The following is a 25,828-nucleotide window of genomic DNA, read 5'->3' as shown; positions in this document are numbered from 1 at the left end:
TAAAAAAAAGAATGGCAGCAGAAGAAAATATCAATAAAGAAACAACCAAAGCTCCAAAAGACAATAAAATTGATCCTTTGCGAAGTTTGCGTGGGCCGGCTAAAAAGGACGGTAAGCCTAAATTCAATTTTTACTGGATTTACACCCTAATTGCCTTAATATTCATTTCGTTTTTCTTTTTTAATACCGACACACCACAAAAAGAAATTAATTGGGGTGAGCTTCGGGAAATGCTGAAGGAGCAGGACGTCGAGAAAATTGTGTTGGTCAACAGAGAGTTTGCCGAAATCTACATCAAACAGGACCGCATCAACAAGTCGCGTTACAAAGATCTGACAGCAGAAAAACAAAATGGAATGTTTGGCAGCAAGCCACATTTCAAATTTACAATAGGCTCTTTAGAGAATTTTGAACACCAGGTAGCCGAGATACAGGAAGGCTCTGGCGATACTATTTATATCCAAAATGAAAACCGAACCAACTGGTTCGACAACATAAGCTTCCTCATTCCGATGATCATCCTGGTGGTGATCTGGATTTTTATCATGCGCATGATGGGACGTGGTGCTGGCGGCGGTCAGATATTTAATATCGGCAAAAGCAAGGCACAGCTTTTCGATAAAGATACACACGTGCACATTACTTTCAAAGATGTAGCCGGTTTGGAAGAGGCCAAAGTGGAAGTGATGGAGGTGGTGGATTTTCTGAAAAACCCCAAAAAATACACCGAGCTTGGCGGACAGATACCCAAAGGAGCCTTGCTGGTAGGTCCTCCGGGAACTGGCAAGACTTTGCTGGCCAAATCGGTAGCAGGTGAAGCTGATGTGCCGTTTTTCTCACTATCGGGTTCCGATTTTGTGGAGATGTTTGTTGGTGTAGGAGCTTCGCGTGTCCGCGACTTGTTCCGTCAGGCAAAAGACAAAGCGCCGTGTATTATTTTCATCGATGAGATCGACGCCATCGGGCGGGCACGCGGCCGTAATGCTATGACCGGAGGCAATGACGAACGCGAAAATACGCTCAACCAGCTGCTCACCGAGATGGATGGTTTCGGTACCAATGCCGGTGTCATCATTCTGGCAGCCACCAACCGTGCCGACATCCTGGATCGTGCGCTCTTGCGTGCCGGTCGCTTCGATCGTCAGATTCATGTAGAACTGCCTGATCTGGAAGAACGCAAAGCTATTTTCCTGGTGCATCTCAAGCCCATTAAGTTCGACGATTCGGTGGATGTGGATTTCCTGGCCAAGCAAACACCCGGATTCTCCGGTGCCGACATTGCCAACGTAAGCAATGAAGCAGCTCTTATTGCTGCACGAAAAGGCAAAAAAATAGTAGAAAAACAAGATTTTACCGATGCCATCGATCGCATCATCGGCGGGTTGGAAAAACGAAACAAGATAATCTCTCAGGACGAAAAGCTTACCATTGCTTATCACGAAGCCGGCCATGCTGCCGTTAGTTGGCTGCTGGAACATGCAGCTCCTCTGGTAAAAGTTACCATCGTGCCGCGTGGCAAAGCTCTGGGTGCTGCCTGGTACCTGCCCGAAGAACGACAAATTACTACCTTCGAACAGATGTTTGATGAGATGGTTGCTGCTTTGGGTGGACGTGCTTCGGAGCAGATACGATTTGGGACAATTTCTACCGGTGCGCTCAACGATCTGGAGAAAATTACCAAGCAGGCTTTTGCCATGATCACTTACTTTGGACTCAACAAGCGCCTGGGCAATATCAGTTATTATGATTCTACAGGACAGCAGGAATATTCGTTTACAAAGCCCTATAGTGAGCGTACCGCACAGATTATTGATGAAGAGGTGCACAAGCTTGTCGAAGAGGCTTATCAAAAAGCTGTTTCGCTGCTTACGCAAAACAAAGAAAAAGTAGATCAGTTGGCACATGTGCTGCTCGACAAAGAAGTGATTTTTAAAGAAGACCTGGAGAAAATATTCGGTAAACGAACCTTTAAGCGCGACATTGAACGAGAAAAAGAATCTGTGATAGATCGCGAAATCATGCGCGAAAAGCTGCTACAGGTGAAAGAAGAAGTACGCCTCGAAGAAGAAGCTGGTAAAAATGGTGGCGATAATAAGGAGGAAGACAGTGATGCTGCTGCTGATAATCCCGCTGACACCGAAGTGAAACCAGGTAAAGAGAAAAAAGGTAAATCTTAGCAACCATACATTCTGTAAGGCCGATGGACGAAACCACCTCGAAAGAAAAAGTTTTCAAAAGCATCCGAAATGCTTTGATCGACAGAACCGATGCTCCTTTTACGGACGTTGATTTTGAATCGTCGGTGTTTCAGGATTTCAAAGAATCTATCGAGGTAACTTTTGCGCAGGAGTTTACGAGGATTGGCGGTAAATTCGCCTACTGTGAGGACGAAGCCGATATGATCGAGAAGCTAAAGTTCGTTTTCTATGAAAACAGTAACCGCGAAATATTTTGCTTTGACCAGGTGCTCAACCGACTGCTCACTGAACACGAAATTGCTTTTCAGTCCGATCCGGTAGCGTTGATGAATGTTGGTATCGGCATCACTTTGTGTGAGTGTTTGATTGCCCGAACAGGCTCCATAATGGTGTCGTCGCGACAAATGTCGGGACGGCGGCTCAACGTTTTTCCGGAAGTGCATGTGGTAATAGCTACAACCAATCAGTTGGTAAAAAACCTGCAAGACGCTTTTGTACTGATGAAAAAAAAATACGGCTCCACGCTGCCATCGGCCATCACTGTTATTTCGGGGCCAAGTCGCACTGCCGACATCGAAAAAACGCTGGTAATGGGCGCTCATGGCCCGCGCCAATTGTATATGTTACTCGTTGAAGCAGAAGATAATAATTAGCTCAAAGCAATTAACCGGAAGAAAAACAGAAAATTTAAATGACAAAAAACAAATCACAAATAAGATCTTTTTGTGTTTGTTTTTTAGCTTATTGACAAATATTTCAAGATTTTCATCACTAAAACTCTAAATCAAAATGGAAAAAGTGGACAATTGGGTACTCGTGTTTAGTGCAAGTAACATGACTTCGGCACAAATTACAGCCGGTATGCTCAAAGAAAATGGCATCGAAAGCAGCATCCTCAACAAGAAGGATTCTGGGTTTCTTCTTGGTAGTGTAGATTTGTATGTTGAAACACAACACGAAGCAAAAGCACGACAGCTCCTTAGCGAGCACAACTCCGGTGAATAATTTTTGGCAAAGGATACTTACAGGAGCGCTTTATGTTGGCGCTGTGGCAGGATCGATCGTTTATAGCCATTTGCTTTTTACGCTGTTGTTTCTGGCCACCAGTCTGTGGGCGCTCAATGAGTTTTACAGGATGGTAAGTCTCATCGGGCATTACCACATCCGCTATGTTGTTGGTATTGCAGCCGGTTTGGTAGTGTATGTCACCATGGCGCTGGTTTCGTTGCAATGGTTTTCTCCGCGTTTGATATTTGCTAATTTGCTGTTGCTGCCACTGATGCTCATAGCCGAATTGTATTACAAATCGCCGACACCTTTTCGCAACGTGGCGCTGAATGTTTTTGGCATACTCTACATAATTGTGCCTTTTGCCTTGCTCAACATTTTCTTTCTCCCTGTCTTATCTCCCGTTGGCGATTATCCGGCCATTCTTTTGGGAATCTTTATCCTTCTTTGGGTTTACGACTCGTTTGCTTATCTTTTTGGGGTATGGCTGGGGAAACATCGCCTGTTTGAGCGGCATTCGCCAAAAAAATCATGGGAGGGGCTTATTGGTGGTTTTATAGCGGGTTTTGCAGCGGCTTTTCTCATTGCCTCTTTTTGGCCGGAATACAGTTTAGTGCATTGGCTTGTAATTGCTGCAATCGTTATGATATTTGGTACATTTGGCGATCTTGCCGAATCGATGCTTAAAAGAAGTATCAAAGTAAAAGATTCGGGACGTGCACTGCCTGGTCACGGCGGCCTGCTCGATCGTTTCGATGCTTTGCTGCTGGCGGCTCCAGCAGTTTTTGTTTATATGATGTTGTTCATCGTTTGATTATGAAAATCCATAAAGAAGGATACACTACTTTAGTAATTATGATGTTGGTGCTGGCTACAGCGCTTTTGATCATCAATTATTTTAATCCGGTGCAAACCCCCGTGCATTATGTGATCTACGCTGCAGCTGTGGTGGTTTTTATTTTCATCCTGCGCTTTTTCCGTAATCCTCAGCGTATCGTCGACATCGACCACACGCAAATCATTTCACCCGCCGACGGCAAGGTGGTGGTGCTCGAAGAGGCTTTTGAAAACGAATATTTTAAAGATAAACGCTTGCAGGTTTCCATTTTTATGTCGCCCAGCAACGTGCACAAAAATTGGTATCCGCTTAGCGGAAAAATAAAATACTACCGTTACCATGCCGGAAAGTTCCTGGTTGCCTGGCATCCCAAGTCTTCTGAACTAAATGAACGCACCACCATTGTAATACAATCGGAAAACTACGGTGAAATCTTGGTGCGTCAGGTTGCTGGAGCTGTGGCGCAACGTATTGTTTGCAATGCCGAAGAGCGCAAAAGTATCGATCAGGGCGAGGAGTTGGGTTTTATAAAATTTGGTTCACGGGTGGATGTTTTCCTGCCGGTAGGTACCAAAGTCCTGGTTGAAAAAAACCAAAAAGTAAAAGGCTGCTGCGATGTCATCGCGAAGCTTGGGTAATTATTCGTTATTTGTTGTTTCCTTCTGCTGCCGACTGAGAACTGCCGACTGAGAACTTCATTTCACTTTCGCTAAATCAATTTTGGTTAGCAGCAAGTTCCGCTTACGCAACTCTTTCAACGGGATTTTTACTTCTGCCGATCCGCATACATAAGCGCCCAGGTCGTAGGCTTCATAAAAAAATACAAGATATTCCGGCCGAAATCCCCAAAGTTGTTCATCTACATTAATCGTGGGCACTTCCGTAAAACAATCTTCCGGATTTTCAAAATAGTGCGCGAGGAGTTCGTTGATATTGTTAACATTTTCATCGGATGAGAGATCAAGTACTTCATCCAGACCAATAAAATGCTTGTGACCAATGTCGTAGTTGTAGGTATGAAAAGCCGTAAACCCATGTGCTCCCAGCGCATAGCTGTAGGTCTCAAGCTTTAGGCTGATGGTGTCGGAGGTGCTGAGCAATATTTCGTAGTCATTTTGCAATTCAAATCTCCCGTGGGCCTGGATAGAATCGATATACGCGGGAACATTCCGTGTTTCCATGCCCCAATAATAAGAAGCCGCTGTGTCCATAAAATTTTTGATGTGGTTGTTGAGCGGCTCAAACAATGAATCATCGGCTGGCTGATCCGCTTTAAAAATCGGATATTCCAGTTTAATGGAATAATAGGCAGAATCGCCGGTGATAGTGCTTTGCTCGATAATGCTGTATTCGATAGGCTTTTCGTCGGACTGGTGCCGGTTGCATGCCCAGAAGGCAGCTACAAATGCAACCAGAAGGATGATTTTTGTTTTCATAATATGTTTGTTAAATCGTTTAGGTCATTAATTTCGTGAAGGATATTGCTTTTATGCTCAGTTCTCTTTGGATTAAAAAACACAGCGTCCATCCCGGCCTGCATCGCGCCAAGTATATCTACTTCCAAATCGTCACCTATCATCACACTCTGGCTGGCTTCGGCTCCGACCTGTTGCAGGGCGTATTTGAATATCTCCGGATCGGGTTTTTTACTGCCTGCCTGCTCTGAAGTGATCACATGATTGAAATAGCTGTCCAGGTGGCTATTCTTTAGTTTACGGAATTGTACCTCTTCAAAGCCGTTGGTGATAATGCTCAGCGTGTATTGCTTTTGCAGATAGGCCAGTGTGGTGTGGGCGTTTGGGAATAATCGGGTTTTGGTAGGGCTGATGGTAACATATTCGTGACCGATGGCCTGGGCCAGCGCTGGGTCGTCGATGCCATAATCGCGGAGCGTAAGCTCAAAACGAAGGGTACGCAGAAGCTCTTTCTCGATTTCGCCATTGCGATATTGTTCCCACAACCGGTCGTTGTGTACAAAATATTTGCTGATAAAATCGTTGAGACTATCGATGCCGCGATCGCTCAGCCTGAAGGTGCGGTAAATATCTTCGTAAGCCTCGCGGGCATTCGATTCAAAATCCCACAAGGTCATATCCAAATCAAAAAATATGTGGTGATATTTTCGGCTTCCGTTATTCATTACGCGAAAATAGTACTATTCAACCAACGCAAATACAAACGCATTTGGATTTCGTTTCCTGAACTCCGGGATTTGCCTTTTGCGATGTTAAAAATATTCAAAACGACGCAGCCCATAAACAATGCGCGGTGAGAATGGTTGTTTTGTTAGATTCTAAATTACAAACACAAAAAAAATATAATCATGTTAACGACGAAAGTAAAAGATCTCAAATTTCCTGATTTACCCTACAGCTACGATGCTTTAGAACCCTACATCGACGCACAAACCATGGAGCTGCACTACACCAAGCACCATCGTGGTTATTACGATAAATTTATGGCTGCAGCCAAAGACAGCGAGTATGCCGACATGGAATTTGGCCGGTTGCTCAAGCAAATGAGTAAAGCACCCGCAGGCATCCGCAACAATGGTGGCGGTTTTCTTAACCACGACCTGTTCTGGAAAGTGATGACCAAAAATGGTGGTGGCGAACCTGATGGCGATATTGGCAAAGTCATAAAGTCGGCTTTCGGTTCCTATAGCCAGTTCAAAGAAAAATTCAGCGATGCAGCAGCCACCCGTTTTGGTAGCGGCTGGGCTTGGCTCATCAAGGATGATTCTGGAAATCTTAAGATAACCTCAACAGGCAATCAGGACAGCCCGCTGATGGATGTAGCTGATCACCACGGCAAACCAATCCTTGCTCTGGATGTGTGGGAGCACGCATATTATCTGAAATACCAAAACAAACGACCCGACTATATCAATGCGTGGTTTAATGTGATAAATTGGGATGAGGTGGCCAAAAACTTTAAAAATGGTTAAAGGATAAACCTTTTGTGATTGTTTTGCGTTCTTTAAGCAAAACATTACTTCCGGGCTTTACCGGATTCAAAAAAGTAATTTTTTTTCATAGCTCACTAATTTGGTTAATTGCAAAAGCCGTTCCCGCCCGGGATCGGCTTTTCTCTTTTAATCACCCTCTGTAGCTTGTCGCTAATGGCCATTTAGCTCGTAACTTATCAGCGGCTCCCTTTCGATGGCTTTGAGAAATGCAGAAGGTTTTACGCGCATGGTAGCCGATTTCATTTCTAAATTTAAACCATCCTGCTCATCCACCACCAAAAAACGAACGTGGCAATTTCCTGGATTCTTTTTGTACAAATTAAAAATCTGATCCACCAGCGCCGGCTCCATGTCGTCGATGGATATGCGCAGCGTGATACCTTGCGTCTCCCGATCGATAATCTCTGGCAACAGCCGGATGTCGGTGATGCGCACCTGAAACTCTTCATCGTTTCGGAAACGTTGCTCTACACGCGCATAGATCAGCAGGAAAAAGCCTTCTGTAAGGAAATATTTGTACTTGAGATATTCCTCCGAAAACAGGCGCAGTTCAAAAGTTTCGTCGAAATCCTCTATCATAAAAGTTCCCCACGGCTTGTCGTCTTTGGTAAAACGATGCGTCACCGTTGAAACCATGCCGCCAAACACCAGTGGACGGTTGGAATATTTTTTCAGGTTGTCTTTGAAATCGGAGATGCGTTGTTTGCCATAATTTTTAAGCTCTGTTCTGAATTCATCGAGCGGATGGCCGGAGATGTAAAATCCCGTGACATCCTTCTCGTTGCGCAGTTTTTCGATGTTTGTCCAAGGCTTACACTCGGGCAATGGAGGGTCTTCGGCGATGATTTGCTCGTCGTCATCGTCAAATAGCGAAACCTGCTGTGAGTTTTTGCGTTCCTGATATTTGGCGGCGAAGCGCAGGAGTTTCTCTATAAATGTGCTGTCGTCGCTGTTTTCCTGAAAAAAAAGCTGGGCACGGTGAACGTTTTCGAACGAATCGAATGCCCCGGCGCGGGCAAGCGCCTCAAAGCTCCGCTTGTTGACAGTCTTTAGATCGATACGACGCGCGAAGTCGAACACACTGGTGAAGAGCCCGTTTTCATTACGTTCTTCAATGATGCTTTCGGCTACAGAACTTCCCAGCCCTTTGATAGCAGCCATCCCAAAACGAATGTTGCCTTTTTTGTTGACGATAAAAAGCTGCTCCGACTCGTTGACGTCCGGGCCCAAAACTTCGATGCCCATGCGGTGTACCTCGTCGATAAATCCTGTGATTTTGGTCAGATCGTTTAGGTTGCGGCTCAAAACCGCAGCCATAAACTCGCTTGGATAATGTGCTTTGAGATACGCCATGCGATACGAAACATATGCGTAGCTCGTCGAATGCGATTTGTTGAAAGCATAGTTGGCAAACTCCAGCCAGTCGGTCCATATCTTGTCGATGATCTTCATGTCGTGGCCACGCTTTTTGGCGCCTTCCAAAAATTTAGGCTTCATCTTGTTGAGGATCCCCACCATTTTCTTCCCCATTGCTTTACGCAAATTGTCAGCTTCTCCTTTGGTAAAACCTCCCAAAAGTTGTGAGAGCAGCATCACTTGCTCCTGATAAACAGTAACACCATAGGTTGCTTTCAGGATTTCTTCCTGCTCGGGCAGATCGTATACGATTTTCTCTTTGCCAAGCTTGCGCCTGATAAAGTTGGGAATGTAATCCATCGGGCCAGGTCGGTACAAGGCATTCATGGCTATCAAGTCGTCGAACTTGGTGGGTTTAAGCTGCCGCAGATTTTTCCTCATTCCTTCCGATTCAAACTGAAAAATGCCAGTGGTGTCGCCGTGGCTATAAAGCTCGAAAGTCTTCTCGTCGTCGTGTGGGATGTCATCGATATTGATCTCTAAACCTTTACTTTTGCGTACGTTTTCCACAGCATCTTTGATAATCGAAAGCGTTTTAAGCCCCAGAAAATCCATCTTGAGCATGCCGGCTTCTTCTATTTGGCTTCCGTCGAATTGCGTAACCAGCAGATTGGTGTCTTTGGCTGTAGTGAGCGGAATGTGCTCAGCCAGGTCGTCGCGGCTGATGATGATGCCGCAGGCATGGGTGCCAATGTTTCTTACGGTGCCTTCAATTTTTTCGGCGCTGGCCAGGGTGGATCGAACGAGTGGGTCGTTGGAGGCGTTTTTTTCGCGCAAAAGCTCCGGCACTTCTTTATAAGCTTCGCCAAAACCGGTGCCTGGTCTGTTGGGTATCATTTTTGACAATCGGTTGGCTTCGCTCAGTGGAAGTTGTTTTACGCGCGCAATGTCGCGGATGGCCATTTTAGGCGCCATTTTACCAAAGGTGATAATGTGTGCCACACGTTGATGGCCGTATTTTTCTTCAACCCATTTCAATACTCGTTCGCGGCCGTCCTCATCAAAGTCGATATCGATGTCGGGCAGCGAAATCCGCTCCGGATTTAGAAAGCGCTCGAAGAGCAATCCATATTCTATTGGGTCGATTTCGGTAATTTTGAGACAATACGCCACTACCGAGCCTGCTGCCGAGCCACGCCCGGGGCCTACCCATACGCCCATGCGGCGCGCCTCCTGCAGAAAGTCCTGTACAATGAGAAAATAGCCTGGATAACCCATTTTGCATATTACGCTTAACTCAAAGTCGATGCGCTCGCGGATGGAATCGCTCATGTCGGGGTAGCGTTTTTGGGCTCCCTGCATAGTGAGGTGTTGCAGATAATCGGCTTCGAGCTGGATGTGTAGCGCCCTTTCATATCCTCCGATGCGCTTGAAATTACCTTTCACTTCTATATCGTCAAAAAAAACTTTCAGCTCTTCCTCTGAAAATTTCGTCCGATAATCTTCGAGCGTGCCAAAATCGGGTGGTATCGGAAACTCTGGCATCATAGCATCGCGCTGCAAATTGAAAGCTTCTATGGATTCGGCAATCTCGTAAGTGTTGGAGATGGCTTCGGGTAGGTCGGCGAAGAGCTCCTGCATTTCCTGCTGCGTCTTGAAATAATACTCATCGCTTGTAAATCCAAATCGCGTTCCCCGGCCTCTGCCAATGGGTGTGCTCTGATATTCGTTGTCTTTGACGCAAAGCAGGCTGTCGTGCAAATCCGAATCTTCTTTTTCGAGATAAAATATTTCGTTGGCAGCAATGATTTTCACATTGTATTTACGGGCAAATTTCAAAAGTACCATGTTGGCGCGTTCCTCCTCCGGAAGGCCGTGGCGGTTGATCTGCACGTAAAAGTCGTCGCCAAATTGCTGGTGCCACCATACAAAAGCCTCTTCTGCCTGTTGCTCGCCGATATTCAAAATCAAGTCATTGATCTCCGACTGCAGTCCGCCGGTGGTGGTTATCAGATGATCTTTATAACGCAGCAGCAACTCTTTGTCGATGCGCGGAAATCCGCTGTAGCTGCCTTCCACCCATCCCAGCGTGTTAAGGTGCGAAAGGTTGCGGTAGCCCTGGATGTTTTTGGCCAAAAATGGCTGTTGGTGGCGGCGGTCGGGATTGTCTTTGGTGAATTTTACTTTCAGGCGGTCTTCTGTAAGATAGAGCTCGCATCCGATAATCGGCTTGATGTTGTGATTCTGCGCTACTTTTATAAACTGAAAAACACCATACAAGTTTCCCAGATCGGTGAGTGCCAATGCCGTCATCCCCAGCCCGGCGGCTTTTTGCACCAGCCCTTCGATGGAGGGTGTGGCCTGCAATACAGAAAAATAAGAATGTACGTGCAAATGGACGAAGGATTTTGCTGTATCAGCCGCTATAGTTTGTTCAGTAATGGTAGCAACTGTTTCGTCAGGGATGGCCATGGATTTGGCAGCCAGCTCTTCGCTAAGTTGCTTGTTAGATTTCACCTTCAGCTCGATGGGCGCTATCGGTGTGGTATTATTTTGACGAAATCGTAATAAGATTTGTTTGTCAATTTTCAGGTGCTGCTCGTCGATAATGCCCAGGCGGATAAGCTCCAGAAAGCAGCGCGTTGTGGCCACCACATCTCCGGCAGCGTTGTGGGCTTCTTCAAAAGCTGTGTTGAAGAGTTTGATGTGCAGCTCCGAAAGGCTTGGGTATTTGTAGCTGCCGCCGCGTCCTCCCGGCAGGGCACAATATGCGGTGGATATTTGCATGGTATCCACCGATGCAGGTCCGGCTAGCAGGTTGTCCAGTCCGCAGCGCAAAAATTCAGCACCGGCAATGTTCAGATCAAAGCTTACGTTGTGGCCGGCAACGTGTGTACAGCGTTGCAGGGTAGCCGAAAAAACATCAAGTACCTCTTGCAACGGCGCCCCATAGGTAGCAGCCATTTGTGTGGAGATGCCGTGGATTTTCTCGGCGTTGTAGGGGATGTCGAAGCCGTCGGGACGAACAATAAAACTCTGATTCTCTATCAGATTGCCGTCGTAGTCGTGCAGTTGCCAGGCAATCTGCACCATGCGTGGCCAGTTGTCCAGATCAGTAATCGGTGCGTTGTAATTCCTGGGCTTACCGGTGGTTTCGGTATCAAAAATCAAATACATAACTTCAGCTATTATGGGAATGAAAAAACAAGGACAGCAAAAATAGCCTTTCGATGGCTTTTTTGGGGCAGCTTGTTGATAAGTGTGCGGAGTAAAGAAAATACGTGAAAACAAAAAAACCGGCACGAAGCCGGTTTTGATGTTTTAAGAAAATCTAATGTAACAATGAAACAAAATCCAAATAAATCTCAATTCAAAAAATTCAATAATCTAAACAGACACAATTATTTGGGCATTGGATTTCGGAACTTATTGTTATTTGGGTTTTGACTTTTGTCTTTGGAGTTATTCCATTTCCTCCATCATCTCATCGGTAATCTCGAGGTTGTGAAACACGTTTTGTACATCGTCGTCGTCCTCAAAGAGGTCTACTACTCTCATAATTTTCCGTCCGCTTTCGAGGTCAAGGTTAATAGTTTCGTGGGGGATGCGCTCCAACTGGGCGCTTTCCGTTTCTATTCCCAGCTCCTCGAGTTTTCGTTGCATGTTGCCAAAATCTTCCATGGAGGTAATGAGAGTGATCATGTCATCTTCCTCGGTGATGTCTTCGGCGCCGGCATCGATTACTTCCAGCTCAAAGCTGTCCATGTCGAAATCCTCTTTTTTAGGAATTTCAAAAACGCCTTTTCTGTCAAACATGAAACTCAGCGAGCCAGTGGTTCCCAGGTTTCCGCCATGTTTGTTAAAGATCGAACGGATGTTGCTTACAGTGCGTTGTTGGTTGTCGGTAGTACATTCTACATAAACCGCTATGGCGTTGGGCAGGTATCCTTCAAAAGTTTGCTCGGAAAAAGCAGCGGCGTCTTTCTCTTTGCCTTTGTTGATGGCGCGTTCGATGTTGTCCTTGGGCATGCTGGCGCCTTTGGCATTGGCAATTGCCATACGCAAACGCGGGTTGCCCTCCGGATCGAATCCGCCTTCTTTTACGGCAACGGTAATTTCTTTGATGATCTTAGAAAAGATCTTGGAGCGCTTGGAGTCGAGTGCACCTTTTTTGCGTTTAATGGTCGACCATTTACTGTGTCCTGACATACTAATTCGGTATTTATTTTGGATTAAAAAATAACGATGTAAAAGTAATACATTTTTTGTGTTTTTTGCTTACAGCAAAATATAACAAAAGCCACCAGTGTTATTGGTGGCTTTTGAGATACAGTTTATTTTGCTAAAAGCTTTCTTTAAAAATTGGCCAGTGTAATGCCAATGGAAAATGGGTATAGCTCGGGACCACGCCCCTCTTTGAAAAGGGTGTTGAGCGAGTAGGTTGCGTAGAGGTTGATGATTCCCCAGCCGGCGCGCACGGTTGCGTCGTAGCGGAAAGGCCGCAGATGGAAGCTGTCGTGTTGTTTGGGTTTTTGGCGACCGTTGTCGAAATAAAGAATCTTGGTGTGCGTAGCAAAGCGCCATCCCATCACCATGCCGGCGCCTACGTGAAAACTGTTGCGCCTTGAAAAACGGTTGGTCTGGTACTCGAACAGAACGGGCAGGGTAAGATAGTTGGCCACCAGCTTGCTTTTGCGCAATTGGTGCGTGTCGTGGGCGTGCCCAACGATGACGTCTGCATCGCCATCCAGAACTATATTATTGTCGTCGAAACGGTAGTTGTTCCAGCGCAATCCTAAACCGGTGAGCACACCAAATTTTTCGTCAATAAGATTAAAATTTTGCTCAAAGAAGTTCACATTCACCTCGATAGATTTTTCGTATTTCAGATTCAAAAAATCATATTGTCCTTTGATGTCCGTTTTAAAGCCATCGGTCACGTAGCCATTTACACCCAACTCAACTCCGGCCCAGTGTCCGTTAAACTTCTGCGTGTGGTTGCGCTTCCATTTTACGTTGCCGGATTTATCCACAGTGAGATTGTGTCCGCCAATAGAAATTTTGGTGGAATCGCTGTCGGTTACTTCCACGATTACGCTGCCTGCTTTTACGATGGTTTTGTTGCCCTCTTTCCACGATCTCACATTCATTTCGTCGTTGTAGTTTTCTACCTCGGCAGCTTTTCCGGAGAGGTCGATGTCGCCGGCGCCGCTGGTGGTGGTATGCACTTTGCCCAAAGCATTCACATTAATGTTGGCTGCGCCGCTGGCATCGGCCGTAGCATCGGTCACCTGAAGTTTAGAGGCTTTTACGTCGGAGGCGCCACTGGCTGTTGCCAACAATTCTTTGGCAGTACCTGAGAGGGTAATCACCGAAGCGCCGGAAGCATTTACCGATAGAACATCCACATTTACATTGAGTCGTAAATCCGTGGCACCGCTGGTTGTAATATCGAGTGCTTGTCCCTGGATGGTATTTTCTCCGGTGAGGTTTGAGGCACCGCTCATCCTGATAAACTCGATGGTGGGGGATGAAATATAGACGTTGAGCTTGGTAGGGTTTTTAATTTGTTTAGAGCTTATCGTCAGCACCTGGTTACGAACCTCGGTGGTGATTTGATCCATCAGGTTTTCATCGGCTTCTACCGTCAGCGTGGTGGCCGGCTGTTGGGTTAGAAATACGTCGAAAGCTCCGTTCACATCTATTTTGATAAAAGGAGTAACAGCGCGTTCCTGCTTCACCACATTTTTGTTGCCTTTCGTTGTCTGAGCCTGTGCAATGACGGGAGCCAGCAGGGCAAGTGCCATCACGATGTAAATTATTCCCGATTTGTGTATCGCCTTCATCTGTGTAGTTTTTAAATGATTATTTATGAAGTTAGTTTATTGATAAAGTATTTTTTGTGCATTTTAGTCCTACGACGTGCTGACCACGGGAAAAGTTACAATACATTTTTATTGTAGCGGGATTTTGGGATCAAAAACTTAATATCGAATATTGATTTTTGAACTAAAGCCCCAAAAGCAACGACATCATTAAAAAAATAAAAATATTTTTTGTCGGGCGTATTAATTTATAATAGTATCTTTGTGATATTGAAATAATATCAAACATGTACTTTTAAAAACTCCTGACTATGAAAAAAGAAGAAAAATCTTATTCGGCAATTTCCGGTTACCCGATGGTTGTGCTGGTGTTGCTATTGCTGGTCGTTCCCATTGTTGTTTTGATCACGCTCGAATTGCCCTGGCTGATCGTTATCGATATCCTTGCGCTGTTGCTGATTGCTGGTTTTACAATCGTCAACCCCAACGAGTCGAAGGTGTTGGTCCTCTTTGGCGCTTACCAGGGAACCATCAAGAAAAACGGTTTCTTTTGGGTGAATCCATTTTTTACAAAAGACAAAATTTCGCTGCGTGCTCGCAACCTCGACAGCGAGCCTATCAAGGTAAACGACAAGCTCGGCAACCCAATTATGATCGGCATTGTGCTGGTGTGGAAAGTTGAAGATACTTTTAAGGCAGCCTTCGAGGTAGATCATTACGAGCATTTTGTCGAAATCCAAACTGAGGCTGCAATGCGTAAGCTGGCTGGTCATTATCCTTACGATAATTTTGACGACGCGGGAGCCGACATCACTTTGCGTTCGGGTGGCGAAGAGGTAAATCATGCCCTCGAAGTGGAGATTACTGAGCGGCTTGCCATCGCCGGCATCTATGTGCACGAAGCGCGCATCAGTTATTTGGCTTACGCCAGCGAAATAGCAAGTGCCATGTTGCGCCGTCAGCAGGCTACCGCTATTGTGGCCGCACGATTTAAAATTGTAGAAGGCGCTGTGAGCATGGTGGAGATGGCGCTGGAGGAGTTATCCAAAAAAGAAATTGTAGAACTCGACGAAGACAAGAAAGCCGCCATGGTGAGCAACCTGATGGTCGTGCTTTGTTCCGACCGCGACGCCGCCCCGGTGATCAATATCGGCACGCTGCATCATTAGAAATTGGAGGTTAGAATTATAGCGCTATTCGGGTTGTAATAGTTTCTTAAAAAGACAAATCAAAAAAAATGGCCAAAAAGAAAACATTTGTGTTGCGAATTTCACCGGAGATGTACGAAAGGCTGGAGAAGTGGGCTGCCGATGAATTTCGCAGCGCAAACGGCCAGATAGAATATATTCTCGATCAGGCATTGAAGAAAGCCGGGAGAGGACGCTCCACCCAGGATCCTGAGCCGCCAGAGGAGGAAAGCTAATAGCAGTCCACAGTTCTCCGTCCACAGTCGGCAGTGTAAGTGATGGCAACCCTGGTTTTATTTTAAAATACAAAAACCACAAGCATCCTCCATAAATCGTTAATCGTTAATTGTTAATCCTCATTGGTAAATCTTAAATCAAAAATTCCTTTTCTTTTGTAAATTGAAAATCCAAACCAGATTTTTAATGATGGCAGTTGCTTGATGCTGAAACTCTGATTTGATAAATTTAAGTGACCTGATGGCAACACACAATCAAATTTTATTGAGCCACGGCAGCGTTGACAAAGCAGTGATTAATCTGAAAGATGTTCATCTTGCACAAGCTAAAAACTATTTGGCAGCACATGACAAACCATTAGGCTTACTCATAAAGTTTGGCGTTACTAGCCTGCAACTCACGAAGTTTTCAACCCTAAGTACAACCCCATTACTGCAAATCATGATTCAGAAAATGAATAAAAGTGAGTTTTTCCCACCACAACCTTCAAAGAAACCTTTATTAGGACAATATTAATGGAGAAGCAGAAACTATTGACAGTTAAAGAGCATATTTATTGGTCCTATGCAAACCTCGCAATGGCTCATAGTGCTGTAGACAAAAAGCAGAAAAAATACGGGAAATTTAATTTTATGATCAGAGCCAGGTTATTCAAGGGACTGAAAGAAGGAACCTTGAATATGCGGTCAATTTTTGATGATGAAAAAATCAAACTTCAGACTGGGCAGTTTTGCAATTATTGTGGATCACCTGAAAACTTAGCCCTCGACCATATTTTCCCAAAAAGACTTGGAGGGAAAGATGATGCTGAAAACTTAATTTATGCTTGCAGAGCGTGTAATAGTTCAAAAGGAAAAAAGGATTTAATGGAATGGATGGGTTCTCGCGGTCAATTTTTGCCATTAATGGTAATCAGACGATATTTAAAATTGGTGTTTAATTATTGTTTGGATAATGACCTGACTGATAAAAAAGTTGAGGAATTGATGAATCTGGAATTACCATTTAAAATAGACTTTTTGCCAAGTACATTTCCAAATCCTGATGAATTGATTTTGATTAATGAAAATAAATATGGGAATGGCTGACCTTGTTCTTCGCATCATCATCGGAATCAATACCTGTGTCAGCAAACCCGAGAAGTAACCTTTCGCTCAATCCTACAAGCATTTATTGCTTTACGATTATAGAGTTCGCTTGCCATTTGGTGAATAAGATGGTAAAATGTAGAAAAAGCAATTTTTTTTATGGCTATTAAAAATTAATTTCTACTTTTGCCGCCCCGACCAAAAAAACGGGAAACAAAAAGTTCTTTTTTTAGAAGGAATGGCGAGGTAGCTCAGCTGGTTAGAGCGCAGCACTCATAATGCTGAGGTCGAGGGTTCGAGTCCCTCCCTCGCTACGAAATTAAAACCCGATGTTAATATCTTTAACATTGGGTTTTTTTGAGCGCTGCTGTCAGCGCTGCCAGGCGATAATGTGGCTGTGTCATTATGCTGTGCCCGGCACCCCGCGCTCCGCTTTTTCTATCTTTGCAACCCTAATGACGACATCCGGAATCATCAATCTGGGCATCCTCTCGCACGTGGATGCTGGCAAAACTACCACCTCAGAGCATATCTTTTTCCTGGGCGGAACCGTAGGCGCTGTCGGCGATGTAAACAAAGGCACCACTCTCACCGATAGCATGGAGATAGAGCGGCGTCGCGGTGTTTCGGTGCGTGCCGCTTACGACAGGCTGCTGTGGAAAGGCCAGCGCATCAACCTCATCGACACGCCCGGCCACGCCGATTTCTCAGCAGAGGTGGAGCGTGCCTTGCAAATTCTCGACGGTGCCATTCTCGTCGTTTCGGCGGTGGAGGGAATGCAGGCACACACTTACACCTTGTGGCATGCCCTCAAAAGTCGCGACATCCCAGTGATCTTTTTTATTAATAAAACAGATCGTGCCGGAGCTGATTTCGAAAAGGTGCTTCAGCAGTTGCAATCGGAGCTTGGAATTGCGTTAGCGCCACTCACCTTTCCCGTCGGGCAGGGTGAAGATACGGCTGCGATGGCAACTGTTTTTGATGAAAATGACCCTGGTGCAGAAAATTATCGGCGCTTTATGATCGAAAACCTCGCCGACCACGACAACGAAATTCTTGATGTTTATCTCGAAGGAAAACCTCTGGAACCAGCGTACGTTCTCAGCAAACTGCAAAAACAGGTGGTGGCGCGCAAACTTTTTCCGGTACTGGCCGGCGCTGCTAAGTGGGGGCGTGGTATTGTGGAACTCCTCGACGCAGCAGTGCGCTTTATACCGCCAACCATCGATACCGCAACTACTTTGTCGGCCATCGTTTTTAAAGTAGAAAACGACAACACGTTGGGGCATCTGGCGCACGTACGGCTTTTTGATGGCAACCTGAAAGTGCGTGATAAAGTTTGGAATCATACACGGCAGCTCGAAGAAAAAGTAGCTCAGATTAAAAAACGCTTCAATGGCCGTTTGACTGACGAAACATTTTTGAGTTGCGGTGATATAGGAATCGTAAGCGGACTCTCCCAAGCCCGCATCGGCGATATTTTGGGCGATGCCCACGCAGTGCCTCCGACAGCGCAGGTGATGCAGCCGGTGCTCACGGTTCAGGTTTTGCCCGCCGATCCCGCGCAGTTTGTAGCCCTTGCCACAGCACTCACACAAATCGACAAAGAAGATCCGCGGCTGGCGCTGCAATGGCACAAAAAGGAAAGCGAATTACACGTGCAGCTCATGGGTAAGATTCAATTGGAAATTTTGGCGGACACCCTGCTTAGCCAATATGGGCTACAGGTACAGTTTGGTGCCCCGTCCATTATTTATAAAGAAACACCTGCCAACAGCGCCTTTGGTTTTGCCAGCTACACCATGCCCAAACCCTGCTGGGCGGTAGTTAAGTTTTTGGTGGAACCTGCTGCTACAGGGTCAGGAATAACTTACGCATCCACGGTTAGCACAGATAAAATCCGGCAGAAATATCAAAATGAGATTGCCGGCATTATTGCAAAATCGTTGGAGCAGGGCATCCGGGGCTGGGAAGTTACGGATGTAAAAATTACTTTGGCGGATGGCGAAGACCATGAGATGCACTCTCGTCCCGGTGATTTTATCATTGCTACCCCGATGGCGCTCATGGATGCGCTCACCAAATCGGATACGATACTTTTGGAGCCTGTTTTTGATTTTACGATTATTGCAGCCGAGACACTCCTGGGCAAAGTAGCAGCCGATCTGCACCAGATGCGCGCCACCTTCGATACACCCAGCTTTTCCGGCGAGAACTTTACCTTGCACGGCACTGTTCCTGCAGCTACTTCCACCGATTATGCAACGCGGCTGGCGTCGCTTTCGGGAGGTCTGGGTCAGTTGCGACTATCGCTGCGCGGCTACCAACCTTGTCCGCCGGGCGAAGGTGTGAGCCGCCCCTACAAAGGCGTTAATCCGCTCGACCGCAGCCAATGGATTCTCCACGCCCGCGGCGCTTTCAAAGCCGATGAAAGAAGGATGTAGGAAGTGAAGAAGCTAGAAAGAAGAGGTGAGCGATGGGAAATTAGCAGGAAGCAAATATTAGGTAGTAAATAGTAAATAGAACATAACTTGCATTCTTCAGTCGCCAATTCAAGGGATGTCAGCTCTGAAAGGTTTAGCATCCCTGATACTCCTTTGCGCCCTGCGCTAAATAAGATTGATCGCTTTGGTAAGCCGTATGAGAACCTCTTCCATTAAATCGTTAAGATTTTCGTTTTCGACTGGCTGCATTACTACCACGGGGTTTATTGCCGACACTTCCACAGTATCATTTTCGAGCTGTCGCACGATAACGTTGCAGGGTAGCATCAGGCCAATCTTGTCTTCGCTTTGCAATGCCTCGTAGGCGTAGGAAGGGTTGCAAGAGCCCAGAATGGTATAACGGGGAAAATCAACGCCAAGTTTTTCCTTTAATACTTTATCAGTTTCAATGGTCGTTAACACGCCAAAGCCTTCAATTTTGAGTGTTTCAGTGACGCGCGCTATGGCTTCGTCAAATTTTATATTTACTTTTTTGCTGATGTAGTATTCCATATCATTTAGATTATTGGTTAGCAATGGATTGATCTGTAGTGGTAACAAACCTGACAAACCTTTGTTTACCTTGAAATTTGTTTCGGCCGGGCTGTTGAGCTTCATGTCCGATTTCAAAAATCAGCCAACGCTAACAACGTTTAACAGCGTGACACTGGCCATCAAATAAAGTTTTTGTAAAAAATCTGAAAAGCTTTGCCACAAGAATTTGTGGAATCACAATAAAAAAGTAGAAAAATACTTTACGTGATTTTTGAAGATTCGATAATTTTAAAAAACATTTAAAACACCAAACGTTGTCAGATTTTCACGGTCTGACAGGTCTTGTCATCTACTGATTAACCTTATCCCTTACAAAAAATGTACTCACCGCTCCAAGTATCATCAGTACTCCGGCCATGTATAAGGCCTTGATGGGATCGCCATCGAAGAGATATTTCAAAATCAAACCACTGAAAATCCCATTGATAATTTGAGGAATGGTGATCGACATATTGAATAATCCCATAAAAACCCCCATTTGTTTTGCAGGAAGGGAAGAGGCCAGCATAGCATAGGGCATGGCCAGAATACTTCCCCAAGCAATACCTACGCCAATCATCGGAATCCAGAGTAAATGATGATCGGAAATAAGAGCGAAGGACAGAAAGGACAAGCCGCCTATGGTTAATGCAATAGCGTGGGTTGGTTTGCGCCCAATAACTTTGGCGACTTTGGGAAGCGAAAGGGCAATAACTGCTGACACGCCATTATAAATCCCAAATAAAATCCCAACCCAGTTTCCGGCATCCTGGTAGCCGGCCGAATTGGGGTCGGTGGTGCCGAAATAATGCTGGGCAATAGCAGGTGTAGTATAAACCCACATGGAAAACAGTGCAAACCATGAGAAAAACTGAACCAGCAAAAGTTGCCACATTGTGGGAGGGATTTTAAACTTTTGCTTGATTTCCGATTTGTCTTCTTCCTCATCATAAAACTCCGGCGGATATTCTTTTGTGGTAGAAACTGTATAGATGATGGAAGAAATTAATACTACAGCACCAAAATAAAACGACCATGTAACATTTTGAGGTACCAATCCTTCGGCTTCGGCTTCGGTGGAAAAACCTAGGAAATTTCCTAAAATGTAGGGCAGCCAGGAGCCTATCACAGCACCAATGCCTATTAATAATGTTTGCATAGAAAAACCGAGGGTATGTTGCTCGTCAGGCAACTTGTCGGCAACCAATGCCCTAAAAGGCTCCATGGAAATATTGATAGAAGCATCCATAATCATCAGCAAGCCACCACCAACAAACATGGGAGCAATGTAACCTGCCAGGGCTGGTGCATTGGGCATGAGTACAAGTGCTATACTGGTGAGGAAAGCCCCAACCAAAAAGTAGGGCCTTCTGCGTCCGAATCGGTTCCAGGTACGATCGCTGAAATATCCGATTATGGGCTGCACAACCATTCCGGTGATGGGCGCTACCAACCAAAACCAGGAGAGATGCTCTACCTCCGCACCAAAGGTTTGCAAGATGCGTGAAGCGTTGGCATTCTGCAATGCAAATCCAAACTGGATTCCTAAAAATCCAAAACTCATATTCCAAATCTGCCAAAACGAGAGGCGTGGTTTTTTTGCCATTTTTTTAAACTCCTTTTTTCTGTTGTTACTTTACGGCGGGCAAATTTAGTTTAAAAAGCCTTTTATGCTAATTTTGTCGCCTGCAGATATAAAACCTAAAAAGCAATGCAGCATGCGATTTAAGTTTACTTTCCGTAATGTGTTGTTTGTAATCAACATCATCATCCTGGCGTTGCTTACACCGATTGTCCTTGTGCCGGCGCTGCTGGCCTATCTTGTAAGAGCCAACAAATTTGCCGACCGTTACACCAACGCCATGAGTTCGTTTTATGCGCGACAAATGCTTTTTGTTGGCGGTGCCAAAGTAAAAATCCATGGGTTGGAAAATTTGCCCACAAGCAATCGGGTGTGCTTTGTGAGCAACCATCAGGGACTTGCCGATATTCCGCTTATCGTAGGATTTATCCCAAAAACGATTGGTTTTATTGCTAAAAAGGAGCTGGGACGTGTTCCGTTTCTCAACGTTTGGATGCGTGCCATGCATTGCCTTTTGATCGATCGGAAAAATGTGCGGCAGTCGCTCACCATCATCGAGCGTGGCAGCCAGCAGATACAGCAGGGACATCCGATGGTGATATTTCCGGAAGGCACGCGAAGCAGGAGCCGTCGCATGGGAAAGTTTAAGCCCGGAGCTTTCAAACTCGTGATTGGAGCCAACGCCATTGCTGTGCCGCTCACGATCGACGGCACTTATAAAATAGTGGAAGCTACCGGAAAAATCACCCCTGTCACCGTGCAGCTCACCATACATCCGCCGGTGGATGTGAGCCTGCTAAGCGAAGAAGAAAAGAAAACGCTGCACAGCGATTTTGCAGACATCATCGCATCGGTATTAAAATAAATACGATTTACGAATGACAATTAACGATTAACGATTTAAAACGAATACGTTTATCGAACCGCAGAATGTCGGATTTTGAAGTAGCTCGATGCCGACAACCCAGCACCCCTTATTCCACCCGCGTCCAGTAGGTAGTGCGGCCCAGCAGCGATATGCCGATGTAGCCACGCACCTTTAGCTTGTTTTTGGTTTTGTCGGTAAACTCCATGTAGCAACTGTAGGTTTTGCCGCTTTTGGGATCGTAAACGGTGCCGTTTTTCCATTCGTCATCGCCATCGAATACAAATTCGGAAAGTAATAGCAGTCCCATGAGAGGACGCTTTTGCGAGACAGCATCCGGATTTTTGTCGTCGAGTCTGGCTTTGCCGGTTTCTGGGTCGATGGGGGTTTTGAGCCATACGATTTCGCCATAATATTTACCACTGCGGTTTTCGATTTCCACATGAGCATCTTTGTCTTCGTTGAGCCAGATGCCTGTTACTTCATCGGCGGCCACCTGCGCCGCAACATTGCCCGGAGCAAAGGCAAACATTATTATCATTATGATGCTGAGCGAGCGTGTTATGCTTTTTGTCATTGCAGTTATTTATTTATCTTTTTTCTTTTATCCTTTGTCTTTTTTTATAATCGCCAGTCGATCTCGTTTATACCATGCTGCTTCAGGTAGTCGTTGGCTTTGGAAAAATGGTGATTGCCAAAAAATCCGCGGCTTGCCGAAAGTGGCGAAGGATGTGGCGAGGTGAGGATGCAGTGTTTCTCCGCATCGATAAGGCGCTGTTTGTTAATGGCGTAATTTCCCCACAGCAGAAAAACCAGATGATCGCGTTGGGTGGCGAGTTTTTGAATAGCTGCATCGGTAAAAGTCTCCCACCCTTTGTTTTGGTGCGAGCCTGCCACTCCCGCCCGCACGGTAAGTGTGGCGTTGAGCAGCAGCACGCCTTGTTCGGCCCAGCGGCTCAGGTCGCCATGATTGGGCACCGGCATCCCCAGATCGCTTTGTAGCTCTTTAAAAATATTCACAAGCGACGGTGGCGGCGCCACTCCCTGCATCACCGAAAAACAAAGCCCGTGCGCCTGACCGGGGCCATGATACGGATCCTGGCCTAATATTACCACTTTTACCTTGTCGAAAGGCGTGAGATCGAAAGCGTTGAAGATGTGTTTTCCGGCGGGATAGACCCGGTGCTGTTGCCGCTCCTGCAGCAGAAAGTCTTTGAGTTGTGCAAAGTAGGGCGACTGGAAATGCTCCCCGAGAGCAGCTCCCCAGCCAGCCTCAATCGTTGGATTTACGGTAGCCATGATAGCAAAATATTTGTTTTAGAATACAAGATCATTTGTAATTTAGCGGCAATATTATGTTTAAATTTCTGTTTATTACAAAAAACTGAAATTGTCGCTCCTTGCGGGCAATAATTAATACATGATGCGTGCAAATATGAAAAAAATATCGAGAATGATCGTTTTGATGGCAGCCCTGATCATGTTGGGTTTTGCAATGAATGCCTGTAAATCGTCTCACAATTGTTCGGCGTATGGCGAGGTGCAAAAATACCAGAAAGAGGTGCGTCCATAATCCTGCCACATTGCCTGCGGCGCTGTCGGGCAAACTAATGAAATCCCCATGTTCAGGAAAATTACTTTCATAATGTTGATAATGCTGTTGGCTGCCGGAGCCATGCCGCTCAGGGCGCAGCAGGATAAGGAGGTTCGTTTCGATCAGATCGATACCATCCTCAACAAAGTAATCCTGAAACGCGAAATCATGGGTGGCGCTATGGCGCATACCAGCGGCTGGGGACTTATTTTCCGAAAGGCTTACAATCAGAATGCTTTTGTTAAAAATGTTTGGGAGGTCGAGTTTTTTGGAATTCGTGCCAACAAACAGGTTCGCATCAATTATTACGGCGCCTACTACAGCGATGCCAATAGTTATGTGTACGGGAAGCTCAACAAAGTTTACGATCTGCGTAGCGGCTTCGGACAACAGCATTTGCTCAACAGCAAGCCCTACTGGGGTGGGGTAGAGGTACGACTGGCCTATTACGGCGGCATCAGTATCGGCATCAGCAAACCCATTTATCTATTCATTTTTAACGAGGACATCTACGAGTCACCGGAATCCAGGCGCTACGATCCTAATAAGCATTTTGTGGATAACATTTACGGGCGCGCCCCTTTTATCGACGGTCTGCAGAAAACAACTTTTCATCCGGGCGGCTATGTCAAAGGTGGGTTGTCTTTCGACTTTGGCGCTTACAACACCAGCATCAAAGCCTTGGAGTTAGGTGCAATGATTGATGCCTACATCACGCCCATCGCACTCATGGCTTTTGAGAACAAGCATTATTATTTCTTCAACTTTTATCTCAACCTTACCTTCGGCAAACGTTACAACAGGCTGTGATTTTTAGCTGTTCTTAAAAAGGAAGGCATCCGCGAATTAGCGCGAATGAGCCTAATTAACATGAATTAAAAAAGAATTAGCGGCTATTCGCTTAATTGGCGGAGATTAGCGGATGTATTTAATCTACTGTTAATAAAATATTTCTCCTCTCTTTGAAACACAAAGACGGATTATTCTAATTTTGCCTTCTAAAAAAACATGGTAACACATCGCTGTTCCAATACAATACTTGAAATTAAAAAAGAAGCATGCTCATGTGAGGTGCTTCTTTTTTTTGTTAAATCAGGTTCAGGGATCAACACAAAAATCAACATACAAACATGAAAAACAGGAGTTTAATATCTATCAATGACTTCAGCAAGGAGGAGCAGATTAAGATTCTGGACATCGCCGAAGGATTTGAGCAGCAGCCAACCCAGAAGATCCTCGAAGACTATGTGGTGGCCATGCTTTTCTTTGAGCCATCCACACGCACACGGCTCAGCTTCGAGAGTGCAGCGTCGCGGCTGGGCGCCAAAGTAATTGGCTTCGACTCGGTAGCTTCGTCGAGTGTGAGCAAAGGCGAATCGCTCAACGACACCATACTCACGGTGAGCAACTACAGCGACATTATCGTGATGCGCCATCCGGTTGACGGCAGTGCGCGCTATGCCAGCGAAGTGTCGCCGGTGCCTGTAATTAATGCCGGCGACGGTTCCAACCAGCATCCCACCCAAACTCTGCTCGACATGTATTCGATACGAAAGACGCAAGGGACGCTCGATAATCTCAACATTGCTTTCGTGGGTGATCTCAAATACGGGCGCACTGTGCATTCGCTTACCATGGCGCTTAAGCAATACAACACTACTTTTCACCTGGTGTCGCCCACGGAGCTTAAGCTGCCGAGCTATGTTAAGCGGCATATCAAAGAAAACAACCTTTCTTATTATCAGTACATCGACTTGCTGGAGGTAATACCAAAGGTGGACATCATCTACATGACGCGCATCCAGAAAGAGCGCTTTTCTGATCCGCTCGAATACGAGCGCGTAAAAAATGCATACAATCTGAGCAACGGCATGCTGGCCGGGTCTCGTGCGAATATGGCTATTATGCATCCGCTGCCACGCGTCAACGAAATTGCCGCCGACGTCGATAGCAACCCCAAAGCCTATTATTTTCACCAGGCACTCAACGGCGTTTTTGTGCGTCAGGCACTGCTGGCCGCTATTCTGGGCGTTAAGTAGTGGTTTATTGTTTCTATTATTGATAA

The 25,828-nt window shown here is 45.7% G+C and carries 24 protein-coding genes and 1 tRNA gene; 15 read left to right on the top strand and 10 right to left on the bottom strand.

Annotated features, from left to right (window positions below; translation table 11 throughout):
* Window positions 1–11 precede the first annotated feature (11 nt).
* From ftsH to VFC92_11490, 5 genes are all read left to right on the top strand, one after another.
* Window positions 12–2,177 carry an ATP-dependent zinc metalloprotease FtsH gene (ftsH, locus tag VFC92_11510; protein HZK08814.1) on the top strand — a complete coding sequence of 722 codons (2,166 nt, stop codon included), beginning with the start codon at window positions 12–14 and terminating at the stop codon, window positions 2,175–2,177.
* 23 nt (window positions 2,178–2,200) lie between these two features.
* Entirely contained in the window at window positions 2,201–2,851 is a 651-nt protein-coding gene (locus tag VFC92_11505) for an LUD domain-containing protein (protein HZK08813.1), read from the top strand.
* Between the two features lie 136 nt (window positions 2,852–2,987).
* Window positions 2,988–3,203 (top strand): DUF2007 domain-containing protein, encoded by a 216-nt coding sequence (locus VFC92_11500; GenBank protein ID HZK08812.1) that lies wholly within the window; start codon window positions 2,988–2,990, stop codon window positions 3,201–3,203.
* Window positions 3,196–4,020, top strand: a complete 825-nt coding sequence (locus VFC92_11495; protein HZK08811.1) for a phosphatidate cytidylyltransferase — start codon at window positions 3,196–3,198, stop codon at window positions 4,018–4,020. The genes VFC92_11500 and VFC92_11495 overlap by 8 nt, the downstream gene beginning before the upstream one ends.
* A 2-nt stretch (window positions 4,021–4,022) precedes the next feature.
* Window positions 4,023–4,682, top strand: coding sequence for a phosphatidylserine decarboxylase family protein (locus VFC92_11490; protein ID HZK08810.1), 660 nt, complete (start codon window positions 4,023–4,025; stop codon window positions 4,680–4,682).
* Between the two features lie 57 nt (window positions 4,683–4,739).
* Here VFC92_11490 and VFC92_11485 read toward each other — a convergent pair whose 3' ends face one another.
* Both VFC92_11485 and VFC92_11480 read right to left on the bottom strand, forming a co-directional pair.
* The gene (locus tag VFC92_11485) at window positions 4,740–5,480 is read right to left on the bottom strand and encodes a DUF4163 domain-containing protein (protein ID HZK08809.1); all 741 of its coding nucleotides are present in this window, start codon (window positions 5,478–5,480) and stop codon (window positions 4,740–4,742) included.
* Window positions 5,477–6,184 carry a YjjG family noncanonical pyrimidine nucleotidase gene (locus VFC92_11480; GenBank protein HZK08808.1) on the bottom strand — a complete coding sequence of 236 codons (708 nt, stop codon included), beginning with the start codon at window positions 6,182–6,184 and terminating at the stop codon, window positions 5,477–5,479. The genes VFC92_11485 and VFC92_11480 overlap by 4 nt, the downstream gene beginning before the upstream one ends.
* A 183-nt stretch (window positions 6,185–6,367) precedes the next feature.
* On the opposite strand from VFC92_11480, the gene VFC92_11475 reads away from it, so the two are divergent.
* The gene (locus tag VFC92_11475; GenBank protein ID HZK08807.1) at window positions 6,368–6,991 is read left to right on the top strand and encodes a superoxide dismutase; all 624 of its coding nucleotides are present in this window, start codon (window positions 6,368–6,370) and stop codon (window positions 6,989–6,991) included.
* A gap of 171 nt (window positions 6,992–7,162) precedes the next feature.
* On the opposite strand, the gene dnaE is transcribed toward VFC92_11475, so the two are convergent.
* The 3 genes from dnaE to VFC92_11460 form a co-directional block, all read right to left on the bottom strand.
* Window positions 7,163–11,545 carry a DNA polymerase III subunit alpha gene (dnaE, locus tag VFC92_11470; GenBank protein ID HZK08806.1) on the bottom strand — a complete coding sequence of 1,461 codons (4,383 nt, stop codon included), beginning with the start codon at window positions 11,543–11,545 and terminating at the stop codon, window positions 7,163–7,165.
* Between the two features lie 285 nt (window positions 11,546–11,830).
* A complete protein-coding gene (locus VFC92_11465; protein ID HZK08805.1) occupies window positions 11,831–12,577 on the bottom strand; it encodes a YebC/PmpR family DNA-binding transcriptional regulator in 747 nt (248 codons plus the stop codon).
* 146 nt (window positions 12,578–12,723) lie between these two features.
* Window positions 12,724–14,214 carry a DUF2807 domain-containing protein gene (locus tag VFC92_11460; protein ID HZK08804.1) on the bottom strand — a complete coding sequence of 497 codons (1,491 nt, stop codon included), beginning with the start codon at window positions 14,212–14,214 and terminating at the stop codon, window positions 12,724–12,726.
* Between the two features lie 290 nt (window positions 14,215–14,504).
* Here VFC92_11460 and VFC92_11455 point away from each other — a divergent pair, with 290 nt between their 5' ends.
* From VFC92_11455 to VFC92_11430, 6 genes are all read left to right on the top strand, one after another.
* Entirely contained in the window at window positions 14,505–15,362 is an 858-nt protein-coding gene (locus tag VFC92_11455; GenBank protein ID HZK08803.1) for an SPFH domain-containing protein, read from the top strand.
* A 68-nt stretch (window positions 15,363–15,430) separates the two neighbouring features.
* Window positions 15,431–15,616 (top strand): Arc family DNA-binding protein, encoded by a 186-nt coding sequence (locus tag VFC92_11450; GenBank protein HZK08802.1) that lies wholly within the window; start codon window positions 15,431–15,433, stop codon window positions 15,614–15,616.
* A gap of 241 nt (window positions 15,617–15,857) precedes the next feature.
* Window positions 15,858–16,133: a GxxExxY protein gene (locus VFC92_11445; protein HZK08801.1), complete on the top strand. Its 276-nt coding sequence runs from the start codon at window positions 15,858–15,860 to the stop codon at window positions 16,131–16,133.
* On the top strand, window positions 16,133–16,705 hold the full coding sequence (locus VFC92_11440) for an HNH endonuclease signature motif containing protein (protein HZK08800.1): 573 nt from the start codon (window positions 16,133–16,135) through the stop codon (window positions 16,703–16,705). Before VFC92_11445 ends, VFC92_11440 begins: the two co-directional genes overlap by 1 nt.
* A 240-nt stretch (window positions 16,706–16,945) precedes the next feature.
* A tRNA-Met gene (locus tag VFC92_11435) sits at window positions 16,946–17,019 on the top strand.
* Between the two features lie 15 nt (window positions 17,020–17,034).
* On the top strand, window positions 17,035–19,149 hold the full coding sequence (locus VFC92_11430; protein HZK08799.1) for a translation factor GTPase family protein: 2,115 nt from the start codon (window positions 17,035–17,037) through the stop codon (window positions 19,147–19,149).
* A 165-nt stretch (window positions 19,150–19,314) separates the two neighbouring features.
* Here the strand turns inward: VFC92_11430 and VFC92_11425 are convergent, their stop codons facing one another.
* Both VFC92_11425 and VFC92_11420 read right to left on the bottom strand, forming a co-directional pair.
* On the bottom strand, window positions 19,315–19,806 hold the full coding sequence (locus VFC92_11425; GenBank protein ID HZK08798.1) for a DUF302 domain-containing protein: 492 nt from the start codon (window positions 19,804–19,806) through the stop codon (window positions 19,315–19,317).
* A gap of 226 nt (window positions 19,807–20,032) precedes the next feature.
* Complete coding sequence (locus VFC92_11420; protein ID HZK08797.1) at window positions 20,033–21,328, bottom strand: MFS transporter; 1,296 nt, start codon at window positions 21,326–21,328, stop codon at window positions 20,033–20,035.
* Between the two features lie 112 nt (window positions 21,329–21,440).
* Between VFC92_11420 and VFC92_11415 the strand changes: the two genes are divergently transcribed.
* The gene (locus tag VFC92_11415; protein HZK08796.1) at window positions 21,441–22,169 is read left to right on the top strand and encodes a lysophospholipid acyltransferase family protein; all 729 of its coding nucleotides are present in this window, start codon (window positions 21,441–21,443) and stop codon (window positions 22,167–22,169) included.
* 109 nt (window positions 22,170–22,278) lie between these two features.
* Here VFC92_11415 and VFC92_11410 read toward each other — a convergent pair whose 3' ends face one another.
* From VFC92_11410 to VFC92_11400, 3 genes are all read right to left on the bottom strand, one after another.
* The gene (locus VFC92_11410; GenBank protein ID HZK08795.1) at window positions 22,279–22,746 is read right to left on the bottom strand and encodes a DUF2147 domain-containing protein; all 468 of its coding nucleotides are present in this window, start codon (window positions 22,744–22,746) and stop codon (window positions 22,279–22,281) included.
* Between the two features lie 44 nt (window positions 22,747–22,790).
* Window positions 22,791–23,468, bottom strand: a complete 678-nt coding sequence (gene ung, locus VFC92_11405; GenBank protein HZK08794.1) for a uracil-DNA glycosylase — start codon at window positions 23,466–23,468, stop codon at window positions 22,791–22,793.
* 216 nt (window positions 23,469–23,684) lie between these two features.
* On the bottom strand, window positions 23,685–23,813 hold the full coding sequence (locus VFC92_11400; protein HZK08793.1) for a hypothetical protein: 129 nt from the start codon (window positions 23,811–23,813) through the stop codon (window positions 23,685–23,687).
* Window position 23,814: 1 nt separating this feature from the next.
* Here VFC92_11400 and VFC92_11395 point away from each other — a divergent pair, with 1 nt between their 5' ends.
* Window positions 23,815–24,573: a hypothetical protein gene (locus tag VFC92_11395; GenBank protein HZK08792.1), complete on the top strand. Its 759-nt coding sequence runs from the start codon at window positions 23,815–23,817 to the stop codon at window positions 24,571–24,573.
* 320 nt (window positions 24,574–24,893) lie between these two features.
* On the top strand, window positions 24,894–25,802 hold the full coding sequence (pyrB, locus tag VFC92_11390) for an aspartate carbamoyltransferase (GenBank protein ID HZK08791.1): 909 nt from the start codon (window positions 24,894–24,896) through the stop codon (window positions 25,800–25,802).
* Window positions 25,803–25,828: the final 26 nt, after the last annotated feature.

The organism is Bacteroidales bacterium (assembly GCA_035647615.1).
GTDB lineage: Bacteria > Bacteroidota > Bacteroidia > Bacteroidales > 4484-276 > SABY01.
This window is presented reverse-complemented; position numbering and strand designations above follow the sequence as displayed.